The organism is Clostridium sp. CS1-1 (genome assembly GCF_056135525.1).
Window position 1 is genome coordinate 3,867,244 of the sequence record NZ_CM148680.1, and the last position, 19,476, is coordinate 3,886,719.

Consider the following 19,476-nt stretch of genomic DNA (forward strand, 5'->3'; position numbering starts at 1 on the left):
AAACTTTATTCCTTAACTGGTTTTGCATACTCAAATTTATATGTCTTATTATATTTTTTCATAGTAATGCTATCAGACTTCTCAAACTTAACGTCAGTTAGAGCCTTAAAATCTGAAAACACTTCCGGAAAACTCATGGCGCTATATAGCAAGTTCTTATCTCCTATTGCTTGTATTACAATTCTTCTTGAAGGAGAAATTTTTTCATCATTTATAAGAATATAATTCCCAGCATTTCTTATACCTGTTCTAGAAACTACTCTTATATCGTTTATTGATATAGCTTCAGCACCCGCAAATCTCAATTCGTTTACTAAGTACACAAGATGCTTATCTGTAATGTGATCTTCCGTATTACCAAAAATCTTACTATCTGGTGTAAGATATATAACTATACCTTGTCCCTTCACATCAGTGACACCTGTAAGCAATCTAGTTTCATCTAACTCTTTTAGTAAATTTTTTGTAGTATCACTTTTCCCAGCTGCTGCTTTTTCGTAGTCTTTTACCTGATTCTGTAAATCATCTACTTTTTCTTCTAGTTGTTGCTTTTGTTTCTTATATTGTTCAATTTCAACAGTAACATCTGTACTATTTTTATTGTTAAGATTTAAGGTTTTATCTTGTTTCATAAGTACTTTAAACTGATATGCCAGCATAAAACCAAGTATTCCACATACTATCGCTATACTAACTTGAGCTTTAACTTTACCCATCTTACTCATTTAATATATCCTCCTAATTTTCTATGAAAAACACAGGATTTCCATCAAAACTTACATCAATGTATCCTTTAGCTCCTTTAAATTCTTTTCTTGCAAGTATATTTAAGGCCTTGTTTACTTTTTTGTCAAATCCACTCGCGTTTCCAAGCTTTATTAAAATATTATCACTATATAATTTAATATCTATAGAATTGCTTAAATCAACTGATGTTATATTTGATATTTTATTGTTTTGCATTAGTTCACCCAGGGATTTTACTGCATCGATTTTTCTCTTATCGTTATCTTCTGGTAACTTACCAACTTCTGCAGTTCCGTAATCAATACCATCTAATTTCGTCAGCTTCATGCCCTTTATGTCATCTCTTTGTTGAAGCAATATTCCACTTTTATCTACTACAAAATATTTCTTATCTTTTTCATTATAAAACACAGCTTCTCTTTCTTTTACAGTTATTTGTATGGTAGAAGGAAGTTTCTGTTTTATCTCGACACTGGCTATATAAGGGTTACTTAAAATATTATTCTTACTATTTTTCAAATCAATATAAAATATATTATTTCCTGTGCTAATGCCTGAAAGTAAAGTAATTTCTCTTTGCGGAATATTTTTATCCCCAACTATTACAATATTTTTCACATTAAAGTAAGGAAGCTTTAAGCAAAGAATAACAAACAGTGACATCATCAGTAGAAATAACATAATTGTTTTTTTCAGCCTAACCTTTTTTCTTCTTTTTATTATTAATTCATTATCGGTTTTGTTTATAATTTGACCCATATTCCACCAACCCACCTTAGTTAACTATGTAAGATATATATATAATAACACTTAGTAAAATTAATTTCATTAAATTATAAATTAAATTTTTAAATCTTTTTAGTCAATCAGAATTTTTCCAAAAATAATAGCATTGCTGAACGCAATGCTATTGTTTTTACACTTATTCTTTTTGTCTTGATATATTTAAGAGAACCCCCATGGCGACTAAGTTAAATACCATAGCTGACCCCCCATAGCTTATGAAAGGCAGAGGTACTCCTGTTACCGGCATTGATCCTGTAACAACAGCAATATTAATAATTGCTTGAATTGCTATAACTGATGTAATTCCTGAAGCTAAAAGAGTTCCGTAAGTATCCTTTGCTCTTATCGCTGTAACAATTCCCCTCCATATAAATATAACAAATAGTAAAACAATTATTGTGCATCCTATAAGGCCTAATTCTTCACCAATTATTGAGAATATGAAATCATTATGTGGTTCTGGTATGTAGTAAGCTTTTTGCCTTGATCTACCGAGTCCCATACCCCATATTCCACCTGATCCTAGAGCCAATAAAGATTGAATCAATTGATATCCCGCACCCTTTGGATCTGCCCAAGGATTTAAGAAACTAGTGAATCTTGTCATTCTGTATGGTTCAAGTATTATACCTGCTACTCCTGCTAGCCCCACTAATCCAATTAAACCAAGCATATGAGAAGTTCTTGCTCCAGCTACATAAAGTACTATAAGAGTAACAGCCATTATTACTGTTGCTATACTTAAGTTTTTTTCTGCCAGCACCATTCCTGCATAGAAACCAGAAACTAGAAGATAAGGTATGACTCCATAAACCAAGCTTTTAATTTTTTCACCTTTTATTTCAATACTCTTAGCCATATATAAAACTACTATATATTTAGCCATATCTGAAGGCTGAAACGAAGCAGGTCCAAGCCTTATCCATCTTCTAGCACCATTTACTGCTGGAAATGCAAATACTGCTGCTAAAAATACTACTGTCATAATCATTAGTATTTTAGTATACTTCCTTATCTTATGATAATCAATTTTTATAGCTAGAAACATAAAAAATATTCCTATCAAAGCCCATAAACCTTGCTTCTTCAAGAAGAACATACTATCATGTATTTCTGGATTAAAAAATGCACTATAAGAACTAGCACTATAAACCATAACTACACCGATAGCTACTAAAAGCATTATAGTTGAAAATAATACAAAATCTATAGGTCCCATATTATTGCCAGGCTTCTTCATCATTACATCCTCCTACCTGATTACTCCTATCAAGCCATTAAAGCGACAAAAATGCCAATAAGCACAATACAACTGTAACAATGCAGAAAATCGAAACAACCTTTGTCTCATGCCAGCCTGATAGCTCAAAATGATGATGTAACGGACTCATTTTAAAGATTCTTTTTCCTGTAAGTTTAAAAGATGCTACTTGAAGTATTACAGATAATGTCTCCGCCACATATATACCACCTACTATTATAACCAATAATGGAAATTTTAGTATCATCGCTACAGCTGCTATTGCCCCACCAAGTGCTAGTGATCCCGTATCACCCATAAATATCTGTGCAGGAAATGCATTATATCTTAAAAATCCTAATAGTGCTCCAGCCACTACTGCACAAAATATTGTTAAAGTATAATGTCCTGTAGCATAACTCACCAATGAAAAGAAAGTCATAACTAGCAAAGTAACAGAAGTTGCAAGTCCATCAAGCCCATCTGTTAAATTAACTGCATTAGTTGTAGCAGCAAAATAAATTATAATGAATGGAATATAGAATACACCCAAATTTATAGTTTTATGTGCAAATGGTATTATTATAGATGTACCTATATTAGGATTATTTGCTGCATAGTAGGCAAAACTTCCTGATACAATGAGCAGCAATAACATTTTTTGATAAGCTCTTAGTCCAAGATTTTTCTTGCGAATAATTTTCAATCCATCATCTAGCGCACCAATCACTCCAAATGCTATAAAAGCATATAAGGCTACCATAGCCTCATCGCCAGGTTTTCTTATCATAATTGCCATAGTTATAAAGGAAGAAACTATAAATATTATTCCTCCCATTGTGGGTGTACCTGCCTTTTTTTGATGACTCTTTGGCCCTTCTTCTCTTATACTTTGCCCAAACTTTAACTTATGTAATAGTGGAATTATAACGGGTCCTGCTAAAATTGATATAAAAAATCCAACCAATACCGAATAAATAAGTCTATCCATTTTATATTCTCGCTCTTAATACAGAGCGTCTTCACCTCCTTCTATGAGTTACTCTTCTTTAGTTTTTCTACAATAGTTTCAAATTTTGCAGATCTTGATGCCTTTACAAGTACTGTATCTCCTCCTTGAAGATATTCACTCACCAGATATTTTACCGCCTTATCATAATCATTAAAAGCTATGTGCTTTTGAGTACAAGTACTTGCTAAGCAGAATCCTTCTTTATAAGCGTCACTGAACTCTCCAAGAGTTATTAGCAAATCCACCCCACTTTGCGCTGCATATTCACCTACTGTCTTATGAGTTTCATAAGCCTTATCGCCAAGTTCTCCCATAGTTCCTAACACTGCAATTTTTCTGTTGGAGTTAAAGTTTTCAAGTACCTCTATAGCCACCTTCATAGCTTCTGAGTTGGCGTTATAGCAATCATTTATTATATTAAACTTCTTACCTTTAGTTATTTCCATTCTGTTTGCAGTGGTTTGTAGCTTCTTTAAACCTTGTCTTATTTCCTCATACTTCATATTTAGTAATCTTCCACAAGCTATTGCTAATAGTGTATTTGATACAGTGTGTTTACCTGGAACATCCACATGAAACCTTTCCGCAGTCTCTACATTTTTCTCCCTTACAGAAAATTCCACATAATCCTCTCCAAGATCTATATTCTCTCCTATAAACTCTGCATCACCATCTATGCATACTTGAGCTATTTTAAATCTCCCACTTTTAACTGTTGATAGCAAATCATTATCCCCGTTTATAATAAGGGTGTTTTTATCATCAAAAAAATCAGTGATTTCAAGCTTTGCTTTCAGTATATTTTCTCTACTTCCAAGCATACCTATATGGGCTGTTCCAACATTTGTAATTAAAGCAATGTCTGGCCTTGCTGCTTTTGCCATTGAACTAATTTCACCCAAACTGTTCATCCCCATCTCTAAAACTGCAATATCATAGCTGCGATCAAGCTTAAATATCATTAGAGGCAGCCCTACTTGATTATTAAAATTCCCTTGAGTTTTAAAAACCTTATAGTTAGAGCTTAAAGCTGATGCTACTAAGTCCTTAGTAGAGGTTTTTCCTGCAGATCCAGTAATGCCAACTACTTTTATGTCTAACTTGCTTCTATAGAACCCCGCTAAGTCTAGCAATGCTTTTCCGGTATCTTTAACTTTAATAACTGTTGTATATTTTTGTATATCTTCATCCTTATATTTAATCTCGTCCACTATGCAAATGACAGCGCCCTTATCACTAGCTTCCTTTATATATTCATTTGCATTAAACTTTTCCCCTTTAAGTGCAATGAAAATATTACCACTTTCTATCTTTCTTGTGTCTGTATTTACTTCAGTAAAACCATTGTAGTCACCCTTTAAAATGATTTCTCCTTGTACTGCGTTTACTATTTCATCAAAGGTCATCTGCTCCACGCTTAATCATCTCCTTTCCTTCAGCTCTTCAACGATTTCTGCAATAACTTCTCTTTCATCAAAATGTATTGTTTTATCCTTTAATATCTGATAATCTTCATGACCTTTTCCAGCCACTACTATGACATCATCTTTACCAGCCATCTCCATGGCTTTTTTTATAGCTTCTCTTCTGTTTTCTACTACAATATAGTTATCCTTATCTATTCCTGCTACTACCTCTTTTATTATAGACACAGGATCTTCCGTTCTTGGATTGTCTGAAGTAATTACTGCCAAATCACTTAAATCTGTACCTATTTTCCCCATAATAGGCCTTTTAGTATTATCTCTGTCCCCTCCACATCCAAACACACTTATAAGCTTTCCTTTTGTGAACTCCCTAGCTGTTTTTAATATGTTTTCTAGCCCATCAGGAGTATGTGCATAATCAACTATAACTTCATATCCTAAATTATAATCCTTAGTTACTATTTCACATCTACCTGGCACACAAAGCATGTCCTCTAGGCCTCTTTTTATTGTCTTTAGCGATATTCCTTCTCCTAAACACGCCCCTATACTACCAAGAGCATTCATTACATTGTATTTTCCAGGTATATTTAGATTTATATGCTGAACTTCATTTTCATATGTTACATTAAACTCCACACCTCTTGAATGCATACAAATATCACTTGCATGAATATTAGATGTTTTGTCTATCGAGTAAGTATTCTTATTACCTTCGACATCATTGCATACTCTTTCTCCATACTCATCATCTATGTTAATAATTGAATTTAAAGCATTTTTAAACAGAATAAGCTTTGCATCATAGTAATTTTCAAAAGTCTTATGGAAATCCAAATGATCTCTAGTTAAGTTTGTGAATATTGCCTGGGAAAACTTCACACCATAAACTCTATCTAAATATAAAGAATGGGAAGAAACTTCCATTACACAGTATTCAACTCCACTATCTAACATATCTTTAAATAGTTTTTGTAACTCTAAAGATTCAGGCGTAGTTCTCTCAGTGTGAAGCTTTTTGTCTCCAATATAGTTTGCTATAGTTCCAATAATGCCAACCTTATATCCTGCTGCTTCTAAAATTGATTTCATCATAAAGGTAGAAGTAGTTTTTCCATTAGTCCCAGTGACCCCTATAACCTTTAATTTATCTGCAGGATGTCCATAGTAATTAGCACCAGCTAAAGCCAAAGCCTTCCTACTATCAGAAACCTTTATAACAGTGCAATCAGGAAGGTTTTCAACATCCTTACCAACAATAATTGCAGTGGCTCCACTTTTGTAAGCATTATCTATATATTTATGTCCATCTGTAGCATAACCTTCAATACATACAAATAAGTCTCCATTTTTTACAGCTCTTGAATCATACTGTATGTCTCCAATCTTTAAATCTTCAGAGCCTTTAATCACTTCGTAATCTATGCCTTCTAAAATCTCTATTAATTTCACAACATCAACCCCTTATAATTACATTCTCCTTAAATTCTTTACACAAATCACTTAACTTAAACATAGCATTAGCATGCAGTCACATAGAATTCACCTATCTGTACTGCATGCCTAATAATTTCTCTAATCCCCTAGTGGCTCTGTCTCAAGATTTATAAGTGTGCCCTTTTGCACTTCCCGTCCCGGTTCAATGCTTTGGCCTGATACCATTCCATTCTCATGGAAATCAGCCCTCAAGCCTACACTATTAAATACTGATACAGCTCTCTCAGGACTTAGCCCTGTAACATCTGGAACTATTACTACTTTATTATAGTTTGGTGTGTTTCCTGTGTAAAGGATAACTTTGGTACCTTCCTTAACAGTATAGCCTGGTTTAGGGTTCATATCTGTAATATATTCGCCATTTTCATCTGTATCCACATCTAGATGTGCTTCTTTTAATGCTTTTTGAGCATCCGACTTTTTCATTCCTCTTACATCTGGTATAACTACGTCTTTTAGCATGCTTTTAGCAATTTCTTCGCTACTAGCATCACTCTTCATAGCTAGATAGTTAAATATATCATTAAATATCTGTTGTGCTACTGGTGCTGCTATTTGTCCAGCATAATAATTAGATGGGTCTGGTTCGTCTATAGACACGAATACAGTTACTCTTGGGTCGTTTGCTGGCGCCATACCTGCAAATGATGCTATATATTTACCTGGTTGATACCCACCAGGACCTGCTTTCTGTGCAGTTCCTGTTTTCCCAGCTATGTGATAGCCTTCTATAAATGCTTTCTTTCCGCCACCTTCAGAAATAACTCTCTCTAAATATCCTCTAAGTTGAGTCATTTTATCCGAATTTAGTATTTTTTTACTATTATTTTCTGATGCGTCAAACTTTTTATCAGTTATTTCAACGTTATTCTCTTCATCATAATGCGCTATTTCTTTCATTACATGAGGTTTTATCAAAGTTCCACTATTAGCTACAGCATTAAATGCTGTAAGGTATTGGATAGCTGAAACAGTGTTAGTTTGACCAAAGGATATTGTAGCTAAATCTATTTCACTAATATTTTCTGGCTTTTTAATAATTCCATTAGCTTCTCCCGGTAAATCTATCCCTGTTTTTTGTCCCAAGCCAAACTTTTGTTCATATTTATACAAATTTTCTTTTCCTACTTTTTTTCCGACAGCTGCAAATCCAGGATTGCAGGAATTTTTAAGTATGTCCACAAAAGTTTGTTCACCATGTCCAGATGTTTTCCAACAGTGTATTATTTTCTTACCTACTGTAAAACTTCCTGTACATGTATACTTATCACTATCACTTACTACATTTTCTTCAAGCGCTGATGAAGCTGTTATAACCTTAAATATAGACCCTGGTTCATAAGTATCACTGACTGCTCTGTTTCTCCACACCTTTTGAAGTTCATCAAAAGATTTATCCTTTACCCAAGGATCATTAGGATTATAGTCTGGTTTATTAGCCATACCAAGAACCTCTCCAGTCTTTGGATCCATTACAATGATACTGACTGCACTGGCCTTATTATCTTTCATAGCTTGATCTGCTGCCTTTTCAGCAAAATGTTGAATCATCTCATCTACTGTTAGAATTATATCCTTACCATCAACTGGTTTTGTATACTCTGATATAGTATATGGCAGTTCTTTACTTTTTCTATCAGTTTCTGCAATTCTGACCCCTGGAGTACCAGATAACTCTGAATTGTATGTGAGCTCAACTCCTGTAAGACCATTTCCATCCGAGTTAGTATGTCCAAGTACATGAGCTAAGAAATTGTTATTTGGATAGTATCTTTTAGTATCTGCCGATACTAAAACCCCCCTTAAATTTAAGTTTCTAACCTTATCTGCTTCATCTTTTTCAATTCTTCTTTTTAATGTAGCTGAACCAATTGGAAGTCCACCAGGAAGTGTCTTTCCAAGTATTTTTGATACCTCTGCATTATCCATAGCTAAAGCCCCCGAAAGCTTACTAGCTACCTCAGCTTGGGTTAGGTTTTTCTCCTTCATGGTATCTTTTAGAGTATTCATATCTAAATCTACTCTATATACATTTGCACTTACAGCTAGTTCATGTCCATTTCTATCAAGGATTCTTCCTCTTTTAGCTGAAATCTTTACTTCGCTTGTCCATTGGTCGATTGCAAGAGATTTGAGTTTATGTGATTGATATACCATTATGTATAACATTCTGCCAACTAACAATGTGAACAACACGAAAAGAAAACTGAAAACAACTACCATTCTTTTTCTAATGATAACTTTATCCCTGTATTCTTTTTTAGCCAAACTATTTACCTCCGTTAAACATTGCTATCAATAACTAAATCGAAATAATTAATTGTAGTTCATTTCATATTTTATCCTAGTGTATATTCAGCACTTAACTTAAAACAATATCTTTTTAAGCTTATTCCAGATATTTTGTTGTTCCTCAGTTTCCTTCTTCTTTTCTGTTGATTGTACTATCTCTTTATCTAAATCCGTATATATCGCCAAGCTTTTATCTGGTCGTACCATGTGAAGTTTATTTATTGCTGTGTCTTCTATAAATTGAATATTATTAAACTTCACAAGTTCTACTTTTAAATTTTCATTTTCCCTATTAATAGTATTTATATTTGATTTAATAGAATTTAATTCCTTTTGCATGTTGTAAATAATTGAATATCTACCTACAAGTACCAATCCTACAATAAAAGTTAAAGCAATATTTCTTATAATTTTAACCTTACCCTTTAGTCTCCCATTCCTTTGTCTTTTTCTTGCTTTTCTATTTCTTTCTTCTTCCCTATCCTTTTCATTGTTTCTATATGGACTGTATTTAGGCTTTAGTACCGTATTCCCACTTATAAGGTTATCTTCATTTACCACTATCACTTTATTCACCCCACACAAATTTTAGAACTAAATTCTTTCAGCTACTCTAAGCTTTGCACTTCTACTCCTTGAGTTTATCTCTATTTCCTCTTTACTTGGTTCTATTGGTTTTCTACTTATTACTTTTATTAAAGATTTCTTTTCACATATACAAATTGGAAAATCCGAGGGACAGGTACATGGATTTTCTAATTCTTTAAATTTAACCTTTATTTTTCTATCTTCTAAGGAGTGGAAAGTTATAATCGCAATTCTACCCTCATCACTTAAATGATTTATACTATCCTCTACAGCCCTATCTAGTATTTCAAGTTCTTTATTTACTTCTATTCTTATAGCTTGAAAAGTCCTTTTAGCAGGATGGCCTTCTTTTTGAAACTTTGCCGGTATCGCTGCTCTTGTTATGTCTACTAACTCTCCTGTAGTCTTTATATTTTCCTTCTGTCTTCTTTCCACAATGAATTTAGCAATTCTTTTAGCAAATCTATCCTCACCGTAGTCTTTTATTATTTTAAAAAGCTGTTCTTCACTATAATTATTTATAACATCATAGGCTGAAATATCATCATCTCTATTCATTCTCATATCAAGTGGTGCATCCTTCATATAACTAAAGCCTCTCTCAGCTGTATCCAATTGATATGAGGATACTCCTAGGTCCATAAGTATTCCATCAACTTTTTCTATATCTAACTCAGTTAATATGGAATCTATATTATAAAAATTATTATGTACATATGTAACATTACTAAATTCCTTTAATCTCTCCTTAGCCGCAGTCAAAGCAGTAGTATCTTGGTCTATCCCTATTAACCTTCCTTTAGAAGATAACCTCTTAGCAATTTCGTAAGAATGTCCTCCACCACCTAAAGTACAGTCAACGTATATTCCATCTTCCTTTATATTCAAAGCTTCTATACATTCATTTAATAAAACTGATACATGTTTAAACTCCATCTCTTACTTCCTCCATTTTTCAATTAAGCTTTATTTTTAAATAATATTAGTTTGTCTATGGACTTATATTCCAAGCTCACTCATTTGTTCCGCAATATCATCGTAATCTATGTTTGAACTATTATATTCTTCCCATTTCTCTTTACTCCAAATCTCAACTCTATTAGAAACACCTATACTTACTATTTCCTTTTTTATCTCACCATATTCTAAAAGACTTTGTGGAATTAAAGCTCTTGCCTGTTTGTCTAGTTCCATCTCATTTGCACCTGAGAAAAAGAATCTAGCAAAGGCCCTTGCATTTTTATTAGTTAAAGGGAGTTTTTTTAGTTTTTCCTCTAAAATCGCCCATTCACTTAGGGGATAAGCATATAGACAACCGTCCAAGCCTTTAGTGAGGATGAACTTGTTTCCTAGCTCTTCTCTAAACTTAGAAGGAACTATCATTCTGTTTTTACTGTCTAAAGCATGTTCATATTCCCCTATAAACATATTTACACCCCAATTTTGTTATTTCACTCCACTTTACCCCACTTTTACCCACTGAATCTACATATTCTATAATATCATAAAAATTCCTCTTTTTAAAAAGCTTTTTTAATTTTTTTTTTAAGTGGATTAAAAAAGCTTTTTCTACTCTAATCGACTCTGGGTTTTTCATGCATAATATATAGATTGCTTAAATATTATCATTTAATGTAAAATTCCCTCTAAAACCTTGATGAAAAGTTAAAGTTTACTGAAAAATATACATATAAACCTAAAGTTTTCCTCATGTAAACATTTTCTCCACACTGTTATTTCCTTAATTTAACTTCTAACTTTTCTTATAAAAAACAAACAAAACTAAAATAATAATTGCATAACAAGTTTTATCTAATTAGTTACTTTATCTATAGTTTAGGAGGAATAAAGTTTTATGAGACATAGAATAATGCATCATATGTTTAAATCTCACCATATACATCGCTTAAACATGTGCGAAAAAATGTGTATTGTAACTATAATAGGTTGCAGCTTTTTAAAAGGCGTTTTTGTAGGAATGTATTTAAGTGAAAAATAATAACTGTAGGTGGAAATTAATTTCCACCTACAGTTATTATTTTTTATTTACCAAATTAAAGAATCTAACACACTAGAAAACAATATGTGTAAATTTTATTTTCAAAGGGAATACTTAACTCATGTAGCAATATAACCAGGTAATGTTAATTGTGACGTTAAAATAGAAGAAACTGAAGTATTTAGATTATTTATAAAAATTCTAAAAAAAAGGAGATGATTTAAATGTTAAATAAATTAGTACCTCCAACAGCTTTTAGAGTAAAGCTTCACACCAGCAACAAGGTAAATGAAAGAATCAAAGAAAAAACTTTAAGCAATATGAGTAAATGTAGTGAAAAAGGGGAAGAAGAAATATCCAAACGAATCGATGAGCTAAATAGAGAGTGGGATACTGAAAGAATATTAGAAACTAGTGCAGCAGGTTTAATGTTACTTGGCTCAACCTTAGCACTTGTCACTGGTAAAAAACGATTTGCAGTATTTACTGGAACAATAGGAGCCTTTTTGTTTCAACATGCAATCCAAGGTTGGTGTCCTCCGCTGCCAGTAATCAGAAGACTGGGCATTAGAACTTCTAGTGAAATCCATGGCGAAAAGTATTATCTTAAGTATATAAGAGGAGATTTTGATAAATGGGGGGGTAAGTAAGGCTAACTTTTCTTAATTAAATATAAAAGACTCTTAACTAATATAACCCTGTGCATATTTATTGTACAGGGTTTAGCTATATTATTACACATTTCTTGAAATGACTAACTTTATAGAGTATAATTTAATAGGTATTTCTCAGAAAATATTATATAAGAGCTTTAAATTCCAATTACTTTGATGAATGATCATCTAACTTCTTGTCAAAGCTAGGATAACCAAATGTTTATACTTGAAATTATTTATAATACCATTTAAGAAAGGATGTACATAAATGAAATTAGGAATCGTAGGTTTACCTAATGTAGGTAAAAGTACCTTATTTAATGCTATAACACAAGCAGGAGCAGAATCTGCTAACTATCCATTCTGTACAATAGAACCAAATGTAGGAGTAGTTAGTGTTCCAGATAAAAGACTAGATGTACTTGCAGAAATGTATGGTTCAAAAAAGAAAATACATACAGCTATTGAATTTTATGATATAGCAGGACTAGTTAGAGGTGCAAGTAAAGGGGAAGGACTTGGAAATAAGTTCTTATCTCACATAAGAGAAGTTGAATCAATAGTTCACGTTGTAAGATGCTTCGATGACCCTAACATAGTTCACGTAGACGCTTCTATTGATCCTATACGTGATATTGAAACTATAAGCCTTGAACTTATTTTCTCTGATATGGAAGTTATGGATAGAAGAATTGAAAAAGTAGTTAAGCTTGCAAGAAGCGGAAACAAGGAAGCAAAAGCTGAATATGATCTAATGGTAAGAGTTAAGAATCATCTTGAAGAAGGAAAGCCAGTTAGAACTTTAGAACTAACTGATGATGAAGCAGAAATTGTTAATGGATTCTTCTTGCTTACAACAAAGCCAGTTCTATATGCAGCAAATATTTCTGAAGACGACCTAGTATCAGGTAACTTAGAAAATGACTATGTAAAAAGAGTTAAAGAATTTGCAATGAATGAAAGTTCTGGAGTAGTAGTTATTTCTGCTAAAATTGAAGAAGAACTTTCTACTTTAGATGATGAAGAAAAGAAAGAAATGCTTGAAGAGTATGGACTAGAGGAATCTGGTCTTGATAAATTAATTCATGCAAGTTATGACCTTCTAGGTCTTATGAGTTTCCTAACAGTTGGACCACAGGAAGCAAGAGCTTGGACTATTGTAAAAGGAACAAAAGCACCTCAAGCAGCTGGAAAAATCCACTCTGATATAGAAAAGGGATTCATTAGAGCTGAAGTTATCTCCTATGCTAACTTAGTAGAGGCTGGCTCTGAATCTGCTGCTAAAGAAAAAGGTTACTTCAGACTTGAAGGTAAAGAATATATTATGCAAGATGGAGACGTAGTTCATTTTAGATTTAATGTATAAAAGGTTGACAATTGTCAACCTTTTATTCTTCCTTCTTTTTTCTTCTAGTACTAGAACTTCTACTGCTAGAAGAACTTCTCTTTCCTGAATACTTTTTACTTTCCCTTTCCATGGCCTCCATTACTTGGTCATAGTCTAAAGAAATATCTCCCATCATAACTTCAATTGCATCTCTTATATTAGACATTGAGTAAATGTGAAAATTTCCTTTTCTAACTTCCTCTTCAACTTCTTTATTTAATACAAGACTAGAAACATTAGATTCAGGTATTAATACCCCTTTTCCATTTATATTGTCTACTAATTTACATATCTTGAAGAAGCCTTCTATTTTCTCGTTGACACCACCAATTGGTTGCACTTCTCCAAACTGATTTATAGATCCAGTAACTGCTATATTTTGTCTTACTCCTATCTTACTAAATGAGGATATCATAGATATAACTTCTGCCACTGAAGCACTATCTCCATCTATTTTTCCATATAACTGTTCAAAGCTCAAATGAAAATCTACTGGTAATTTTTCATATCCTCCCATTAAGGTATTCATAAATCCCCTAAGTGTACTTATGGCCTTATTATGAATTTTCCCACTTAAATCACTTTCCTTTTGTACATCTATTATATTTCCTGTTCCTTTATAACAGGAGCAAGTTATCCTTATTGGTTTTCCAAAACTAAAATATCCTGTATCTATAACAGATAAGCCATTTATTTGACCTACAAGTCTACCTTTCACATTTATAAGCATCTTATTTTCTTTGTAGCTCTCATCTATTTCTTTCTCAATTAACTCTTCTTCATAAACTGTATCTATTATGTCATATCCTTCTATAAACCCTCTTTTATCTCTTTCAACCTTATTATTTGCGAGCATCAGCACTCTTCCAAGTTCGTATTCATCAATATATAATTTATTTTTATTCTCAGCTTTCCTAGATAAAAACTTAGCTAATTCCTTTATCCCTTCATCTGTGAGTGTGTTTAGATTATTCTCTTTACATATACTCGATACTTTTTCAAGAAAAGCCTTTTTTGTACCTTTAGTGATTTCTAGCATTGGCTTATATTCTGCTCTTATTTTAAATATCTTTTTAAAATCTTCATCGTAAGAGTAAAGTAAATCATAGCTTTGATAATCTCCTATAAGTATAACTTTCACATCAAAATTTACTGGTTCTGGTTTAAGACCACTTAGAGAAAGAAGTTCTAAGTAACCTCTATTATAGTCTAGATCAACCTTTCCACTTATAAGTGATTTCTTGAGATAATAATAAGCTGTTCCATTGGTTAAGAGACTACTTAATCTTAAGATTAAACAACCTCCATTAGCTTTTAAAAAGGACCCTCCCTTTATTAAACTTACATCTGTTGTATAAACTCCATTTTTATTTTCATACTCTATGCTTCCAAGTAAGTTGTTAACATTAGGATCTTCCTCAAAAATGACTGGCGGCTTTTCATTTTCACTATTATCTACTAAAACATTAACAACATATTTATATATAATTTGACTTATATCTTCCTCATCATCTTCGTAGCTAATTGAGTATATTTCCATAACATCTCTTTCTATGTTATCGCAAATATCATTTAAAAAGTCTACTACTTCTTTATTTTCCTCAAACTCTTCTAAGAATTCTTCTCTTATGCCCTTAGTTTTCTCGTAATAATATCTTTCCAAAAGCTTTTTTATTTTTTCAATTTCTGATAATTCAATATCCCTTAACTCATCTAATACTTCTTGAGCATTGTTTTTTAAATTGCTAACCTTACTTATTATATCTTCTTGTTCTTCAGCCCCCAAGGAGTCATAGTCATTTTCATTCATAACTTCTCCTTCTTCTTTCAGTGGAATAAAAGTAAAACCATTTTGAGTTGGCTTCATAGTAAACCCATCATTTTCAGCCAATTTTACTAGCTTATTTATTAAATCACTTCTCTTCTTTTGAAGATTATCAACAATTTCTTCTTTTTCCTTATCTGAAGATGTATTGTAAAATTCATAGGTGCATTCCGCATATAATGCCTGTATGTTCTCAACCGTTTCCTTAAGCCTCACTCCCTTGCCACCAGGTAAAAACAGCGCTTTTGGAACCTTTTCATCGTTATGAACAACATAGCATATATCTTGGGGTTTATCCTTTGCCTCAAAAGTTTTTCTTGTGAACTCTATAATTTTTTCTAATTTATCTTTGGAATAATCATCTATAAGATAAACATTATATCCCTCTTTATTTATTTCTAAAGCAGTTTTTATTTTTTCATATACCTGATCATATTCAGGCATACTATTAAACTCTCCTCTTAAATTAATATTATCTACTTTAAAGTCATAAATGACCTCTTGAGGTATCAATTCTCTGTTCATATCTCATCCCCCTTTTTACCGCTTACTATAATAATATTCTTAAAAATAATATTTAGGCACAAAAATACAAAAAAATAAGATTTAACTTTTAGAAACCTAAAAAGTTAAATCTTATTTTTATATTAATCTGCTCTCTGAATATTATTATATTCTGCCTTTGAATCGATAGGTTATTTCCAAAACATTTATCTCTTACGCTTATTCAAATGTGCATGCTTTAGCCTTATTCTAATGATAATACTTAAGATGTTCTTCCATCCAACTTACAAACTTGTCTATTCCCTCCCCACTTTGTGAATCTATATTAAAAATATCTATATCTTTATTCAAATTTCTCATATTGCTTAATACTTTATTCTCGTTAAAATTAAAATATTCCTTCATATCATATTTGCTTAAAACCAGCCCGTCTGATTTCGTAAACATCAAAGGATACTTTTCTACTTTATCATCACCTTCTGGAATGCTCAAAATTACAATTTTTAAATCTTCCCCTAACTCAAATTCAGCTGGGCATACTAGATTTCCTACGTTTTCTATAAATAAAATATCTAAATTATCTAAAGAAAACTCTGGTAAAATGTTTTTTATAGACATGGCCTCTACATGACACGCTCCATCTGTGTTAAGCTGAACAACAGGAACATTCATCGATGCAATTTGCTCAGCATCAATTTTTCCTACTATATCTGCTTCAATTACCCCAACTTTATATTTATAAGATATGCTTTTTATAACACTTTTTATAAAAGTAGTTTTTCCCGCTCCTGGCGATCCCATTACATTTATCATAAGAATCTTTTTTTCTTTTAAGATGTTCCTAATTTCATTACTACAATCTTCATTCCACTCTAAGATCTGTCTAACAACCTTTATTTCCAAATTATTCTCCCTCCATGCTATAGATAAAAAATTCATTCCCCTCTATAATTTCTATGTCTATACTTTTGCATTTAGGACAAAATAACTTTTCTAGTTCTATGTTATTTTTCTCACCACAATCACTACACTGTATTTTTATAGGGACTCTATCGATGTTTAGGGCTGCTCCTTGTACCTTAGTACCACTACTTAATATGTCGAAATAATATTGAATACATATAGGAACGAAGTTTGAAAGTTCACCAACTTTTAGATTTATCTTAGTAATATTAATAAGATTGTTTTTATCAGCTTCCTCACAACTTATTTTAATTATACTTTCGGTTACAGAAAGCTCGTGCACATTAGACACCACCTCGTATAATATAGTTGTAGCCACCAATAGAGATTAGATCACTTCTTAAGTAGTTTATTAAGTTAACAATGGACAATTGAAAGTTAATATTGTCAACTGTCCACTAACTTTCAGCATATTCTTGGCAGCATATCGTGACTTGGCTTATCTAAAATCCTCCTTCCACCAAATTCTGTTTTTAAGATAACTTTTGAAGACATATAATCCACTACCTCTCCAATAATCTCAGCTTTTTCACAACCTTCTATTTTTCTGATATCCTTTAATATAATATCAGCAATATTTGGTGCTACCACCGCTACTACCTTTCCTTCATTTGCACTATATAACGGCTCTAAGCCAAGCAGGTCGCAAGCAGCTTTAACATCTGCATCCACTGGTATCAGCTCTTCATTTAACTCTATTGAAAAATTCATATGTTCTACAAACTCGTTTAAGGTAGTTACTACTCCTCCTCTTGTTGGATCACGAAGTATTTTAACCTCATTACCATGTTTAAGTATTGTATAAACTACGTTATTTAGTTCAGTGCAATCTGATTTAATATTACTATTAAATAAGTTGCCTCTGGCACATAACACTGAAATCCCATGATTTCCACAACTTCCTGATACAATAACCTTATCTCCAACCCTTATTCTGTTTCTAGAAAGACTTATATCCTCAATTTTTTCTCCAATTCCAGTAGTGTTTATATATATTCCATGACCATGACCTCTATCAACAACCTTAGTATCTCCTGTTACTATCTTCACCCCTGCTTTTTCAGCAGAAATTTTTATAGATTCTATTATCGTTCTTAGCTCATCTACTTTAAACCCCTCTTCTATAATAAGTGAAAGGCTTAAGAATTTAGGTTTGCTTCCACACATAAGCAAATCATTCACAGTGCCACATACACTAAGCTTACCTATATCTCCGCCTGGAAAAAAACAAGGAAAAATTACAAAACTATCTGTAGAAAATGTAATTTTTCCTGAAGTGTCCAAAGTTGCACCATCACCTAATATATTAAGTTTCTCATTTCCAAGCATAGGTAATATAATTTCATCTATTAGCTTAGAAGTCTTTTTTCCTCCGTTACCATAAGATAATGAAATTATTTCATCCATGATTTATTTCCTTCCTTAATTAAAAGTTATTATATCTATAATAAATACCACAACTTCCCTCTGTCGAAACCATACATGGACCTACTGGGTTTTCTGGAGTACATACTTTTCTAAAAAGCTTACATTTAGGAGGCTTTATAACTCCTTTTAATACCTCTCCACACTGACAGTCATTATTAAGTGATTTATTCTTAAGGATTATAGGATAAAAACTTTGTAAATCAAAGCTTTTAAACTCATCTCTTAATCTGAATCCACTATTTTTTATCATTCCTATCCCTCTCCAGTTGCTATCAGTTAAATAAAATACTTCCTCTAATATCTTGACTGCCTGCTTATTTCCTTCTTTAGTAACTAATCTTCTATACAAATTTTGAACTTTCTTATCTTTATTTAAAACACTACTAACAATGCTATGCACACCATCTATTATCTCTTCAACGGTGAAGCCTGTTATAGTTCCATAACAATCATATTCCTTTAGAAACTCAAACCCCTTTTCTCCTATTATAGCTGCAACGTTACCTGGACATAAAAAAGCATCAATGAGAATACTTTTGTCTTTTAGTAGCATCCTCATGACTGGCTCAATTTTTTTATGAAGAGATAATACATAATAATTACTTATCCCTTTGATACTAGCTTCTTTTACTGCAACTGCAGTATGAGCACATGTAGTCTCAAAACCAACTGCTAAAAATACAACTTTTTTGCTAGGATTTTCTTCAGCTATAGTAATTGAATCTATACTAGAGTAAACTATTCTAACATCTCCACCTAATGCCTTAGCGTTCTCTAAAGTTTTAGATGGGACTGTACCTGGCACTCTTATCATGTCACCATAAGTTGTTATAATAAAGTTATTATCAAGAGCTATATCACACAAATAATCTATATACTCCGCTGCAGTTACACACACAGGGCAACCTGGCCCTGAAATAAAGTTAATATTTTTATTTATTATATCTCTTAATCCGTACCTACTTATGGCTGAGGTATGAGTGCCGCATACTTCCATTATATTTATATTTCCTTTATACTGATTAATCACCTCCAGCTTTTTTTTATATCCGTTCTGATTATTCCCCATAATTACTTTCCTTTTTTCTATATCTTATATATTACATTCAACACTTTTCAGAAAAT

At 32.2% G+C, this 19,476-nt stretch carries 18 protein-coding genes; 3 read left to right on the top strand and 15 right to left on the bottom strand.

The window, feature by feature from the left end; genetic code table 11:
* Positions 1 to 5 precede the first annotated feature (5 nt).
* The 10 genes from AC0N0V_RS18235 to mraZ form a co-directional block, all read right to left on the bottom strand.
* Positions 6 to 716 (bottom strand): DUF881 domain-containing protein, encoded by a 711-nt coding sequence (locus tag AC0N0V_RS18235; RefSeq protein ID WP_474464582.1) that lies wholly within the window; start codon positions 714 to 716, stop codon positions 6 to 8.
* Between the two features lie 22 nt (positions 717 to 738).
* Positions 739 to 1,506 carry a cell division protein FtsQ/DivIB gene (locus AC0N0V_RS18240; RefSeq protein ID WP_474460042.1) on the bottom strand — a complete coding sequence of 256 codons (768 nt, stop codon included), beginning with the start codon at positions 1,504 to 1,506 and terminating at the stop codon, positions 739 to 741.
* A gap of 163 nt (positions 1,507 to 1,669) precedes the next feature.
* Positions 1,670 to 2,773, bottom strand: a complete 1,104-nt coding sequence (gene spoVE / locus AC0N0V_RS18245) for a stage V sporulation protein E (protein WP_474464584.1) — start codon at positions 2,771 to 2,773, stop codon at positions 1,670 to 1,672.
* Positions 2,774 to 2,810: 37 nt separating this feature from the next.
* Complete coding sequence (gene mraY / locus AC0N0V_RS18250; RefSeq protein WP_474460045.1) at positions 2,811 to 3,764, bottom strand: phospho-N-acetylmuramoyl-pentapeptide-transferase; 954 nt, start codon at positions 3,762 to 3,764, stop codon at positions 2,811 to 2,813.
* 41 nt (positions 3,765 to 3,805) lie between these two features.
* Positions 3,806 to 5,200 carry a UDP-N-acetylmuramoyl-tripeptide--D-alanyl-D-alanine ligase gene (locus tag AC0N0V_RS18255; protein WP_474460047.1) on the bottom strand — a complete coding sequence of 465 codons (1,395 nt, stop codon included), beginning with the start codon at positions 5,198 to 5,200 and terminating at the stop codon, positions 3,806 to 3,808.
* 6 nt (positions 5,201 to 5,206) lie between these two features.
* Positions 5,207 to 6,664 carry a UDP-N-acetylmuramoyl-L-alanyl-D-glutamate--2,6-diaminopimelate ligase gene (locus AC0N0V_RS18260; RefSeq protein ID WP_474460050.1) on the bottom strand — a complete coding sequence of 486 codons (1,458 nt, stop codon included), beginning with the start codon at positions 6,662 to 6,664 and terminating at the stop codon, positions 5,207 to 5,209.
* A gap of 123 nt (positions 6,665 to 6,787) precedes the next feature.
* Positions 6,788 to 8,932: a stage V sporulation protein D gene (locus AC0N0V_RS18265; RefSeq protein ID WP_474464585.1), complete on the bottom strand. Its 2,145-nt coding sequence runs from the start codon at positions 8,930 to 8,932 to the stop codon at positions 6,788 to 6,790.
* Positions 8,933 to 9,076: 144 nt separating this feature from the next.
* Entirely contained in the window at positions 9,077 to 9,577 is a 501-nt protein-coding gene (locus AC0N0V_RS18270) for a hypothetical protein (protein ID WP_474460053.1), read from the bottom strand.
* 18 nt (positions 9,578 to 9,595) lie between these two features.
* A complete protein-coding gene (rsmH, locus tag AC0N0V_RS18275) occupies positions 9,596 to 10,525 on the bottom strand; it encodes a 16S rRNA (cytosine(1402)-N(4))-methyltransferase RsmH (RefSeq protein WP_474460055.1) in 930 nt (309 codons plus the stop codon).
* 63 nt (positions 10,526 to 10,588) lie between these two features.
* Complete coding sequence (gene mraZ / locus AC0N0V_RS18280; protein ID WP_474460057.1) at positions 10,589 to 11,017, bottom strand: division/cell wall cluster transcriptional repressor MraZ; 429 nt, start codon at positions 11,015 to 11,017, stop codon at positions 10,589 to 10,591.
* 427 nt (positions 11,018 to 11,444) lie between these two features.
* Between mraZ and AC0N0V_RS18285 the strand changes: the two genes are divergently transcribed.
* The 3 genes from AC0N0V_RS18285 to ychF all read left to right on the top strand — a co-directional run bounded on the left by AC0N0V_RS18285 (position 11,445) and on the right by ychF (position 13,610).
* Positions 11,445 to 11,588, top strand: a complete 144-nt coding sequence (locus AC0N0V_RS18285) for a hypothetical protein (RefSeq protein WP_474460059.1) — start codon at positions 11,445 to 11,447, stop codon at positions 11,586 to 11,588.
* Between the two features lie 224 nt (positions 11,589 to 11,812).
* Positions 11,813 to 12,238: a YgaP family membrane protein gene (locus tag AC0N0V_RS18290; RefSeq protein WP_474460062.1), complete on the top strand. Its 426-nt coding sequence runs from the start codon at positions 11,813 to 11,815 to the stop codon at positions 12,236 to 12,238.
* Between the two features lie 274 nt (positions 12,239 to 12,512).
* On the top strand, positions 12,513 to 13,610 hold the full coding sequence (ychF, locus tag AC0N0V_RS18295) for a redox-regulated ATPase YchF (RefSeq protein WP_474460064.1): 1,098 nt from the start codon (positions 12,513 to 12,515) through the stop codon (positions 13,608 to 13,610).
* A gap of 22 nt (positions 13,611 to 13,632) precedes the next feature.
* Here ychF and AC0N0V_RS18300 read toward each other — a convergent pair whose 3' ends face one another.
* From AC0N0V_RS18300 to hypD, 5 genes are all read right to left on the bottom strand, one after another.
* Positions 13,633 to 15,981 (bottom strand): AAA family ATPase, encoded by a 2,349-nt coding sequence (locus AC0N0V_RS18300; RefSeq protein ID WP_474460066.1) that lies wholly within the window; start codon positions 15,979 to 15,981, stop codon positions 13,633 to 13,635.
* A 228-nt stretch (positions 15,982 to 16,209) separates the two neighbouring features.
* On the bottom strand, positions 16,210 to 16,863 hold the full coding sequence (gene hypB, locus AC0N0V_RS18305; RefSeq protein WP_474460068.1) for a hydrogenase nickel incorporation protein HypB: 654 nt from the start codon (positions 16,861 to 16,863) through the stop codon (positions 16,210 to 16,212).
* Position 16,864: 1 nt separating this feature from the next.
* Positions 16,865 to 17,206, bottom strand: a complete 342-nt coding sequence (hypA, locus tag AC0N0V_RS18310) for a hydrogenase maturation nickel metallochaperone HypA (protein WP_474460070.1) — start codon at positions 17,204 to 17,206, stop codon at positions 16,865 to 16,867.
* Positions 17,207 to 17,328: 122 nt separating this feature from the next.
* The gene (gene hypE, locus AC0N0V_RS18315) at positions 17,329 to 18,330 is read right to left on the bottom strand and encodes a hydrogenase expression/formation protein HypE (RefSeq protein WP_474460072.1); all 1,002 of its coding nucleotides are present in this window, start codon (positions 18,328 to 18,330) and stop codon (positions 17,329 to 17,331) included.
* A 19-nt stretch (positions 18,331 to 18,349) separates the two neighbouring features.
* On the bottom strand, positions 18,350 to 19,420 hold the full coding sequence (hypD, locus tag AC0N0V_RS18320; RefSeq protein ID WP_474460075.1) for a hydrogenase formation protein HypD: 1,071 nt from the start codon (positions 19,418 to 19,420) through the stop codon (positions 18,350 to 18,352).
* Between the last annotated feature and the right edge of the window lie 56 nt (positions 19,421 to 19,476).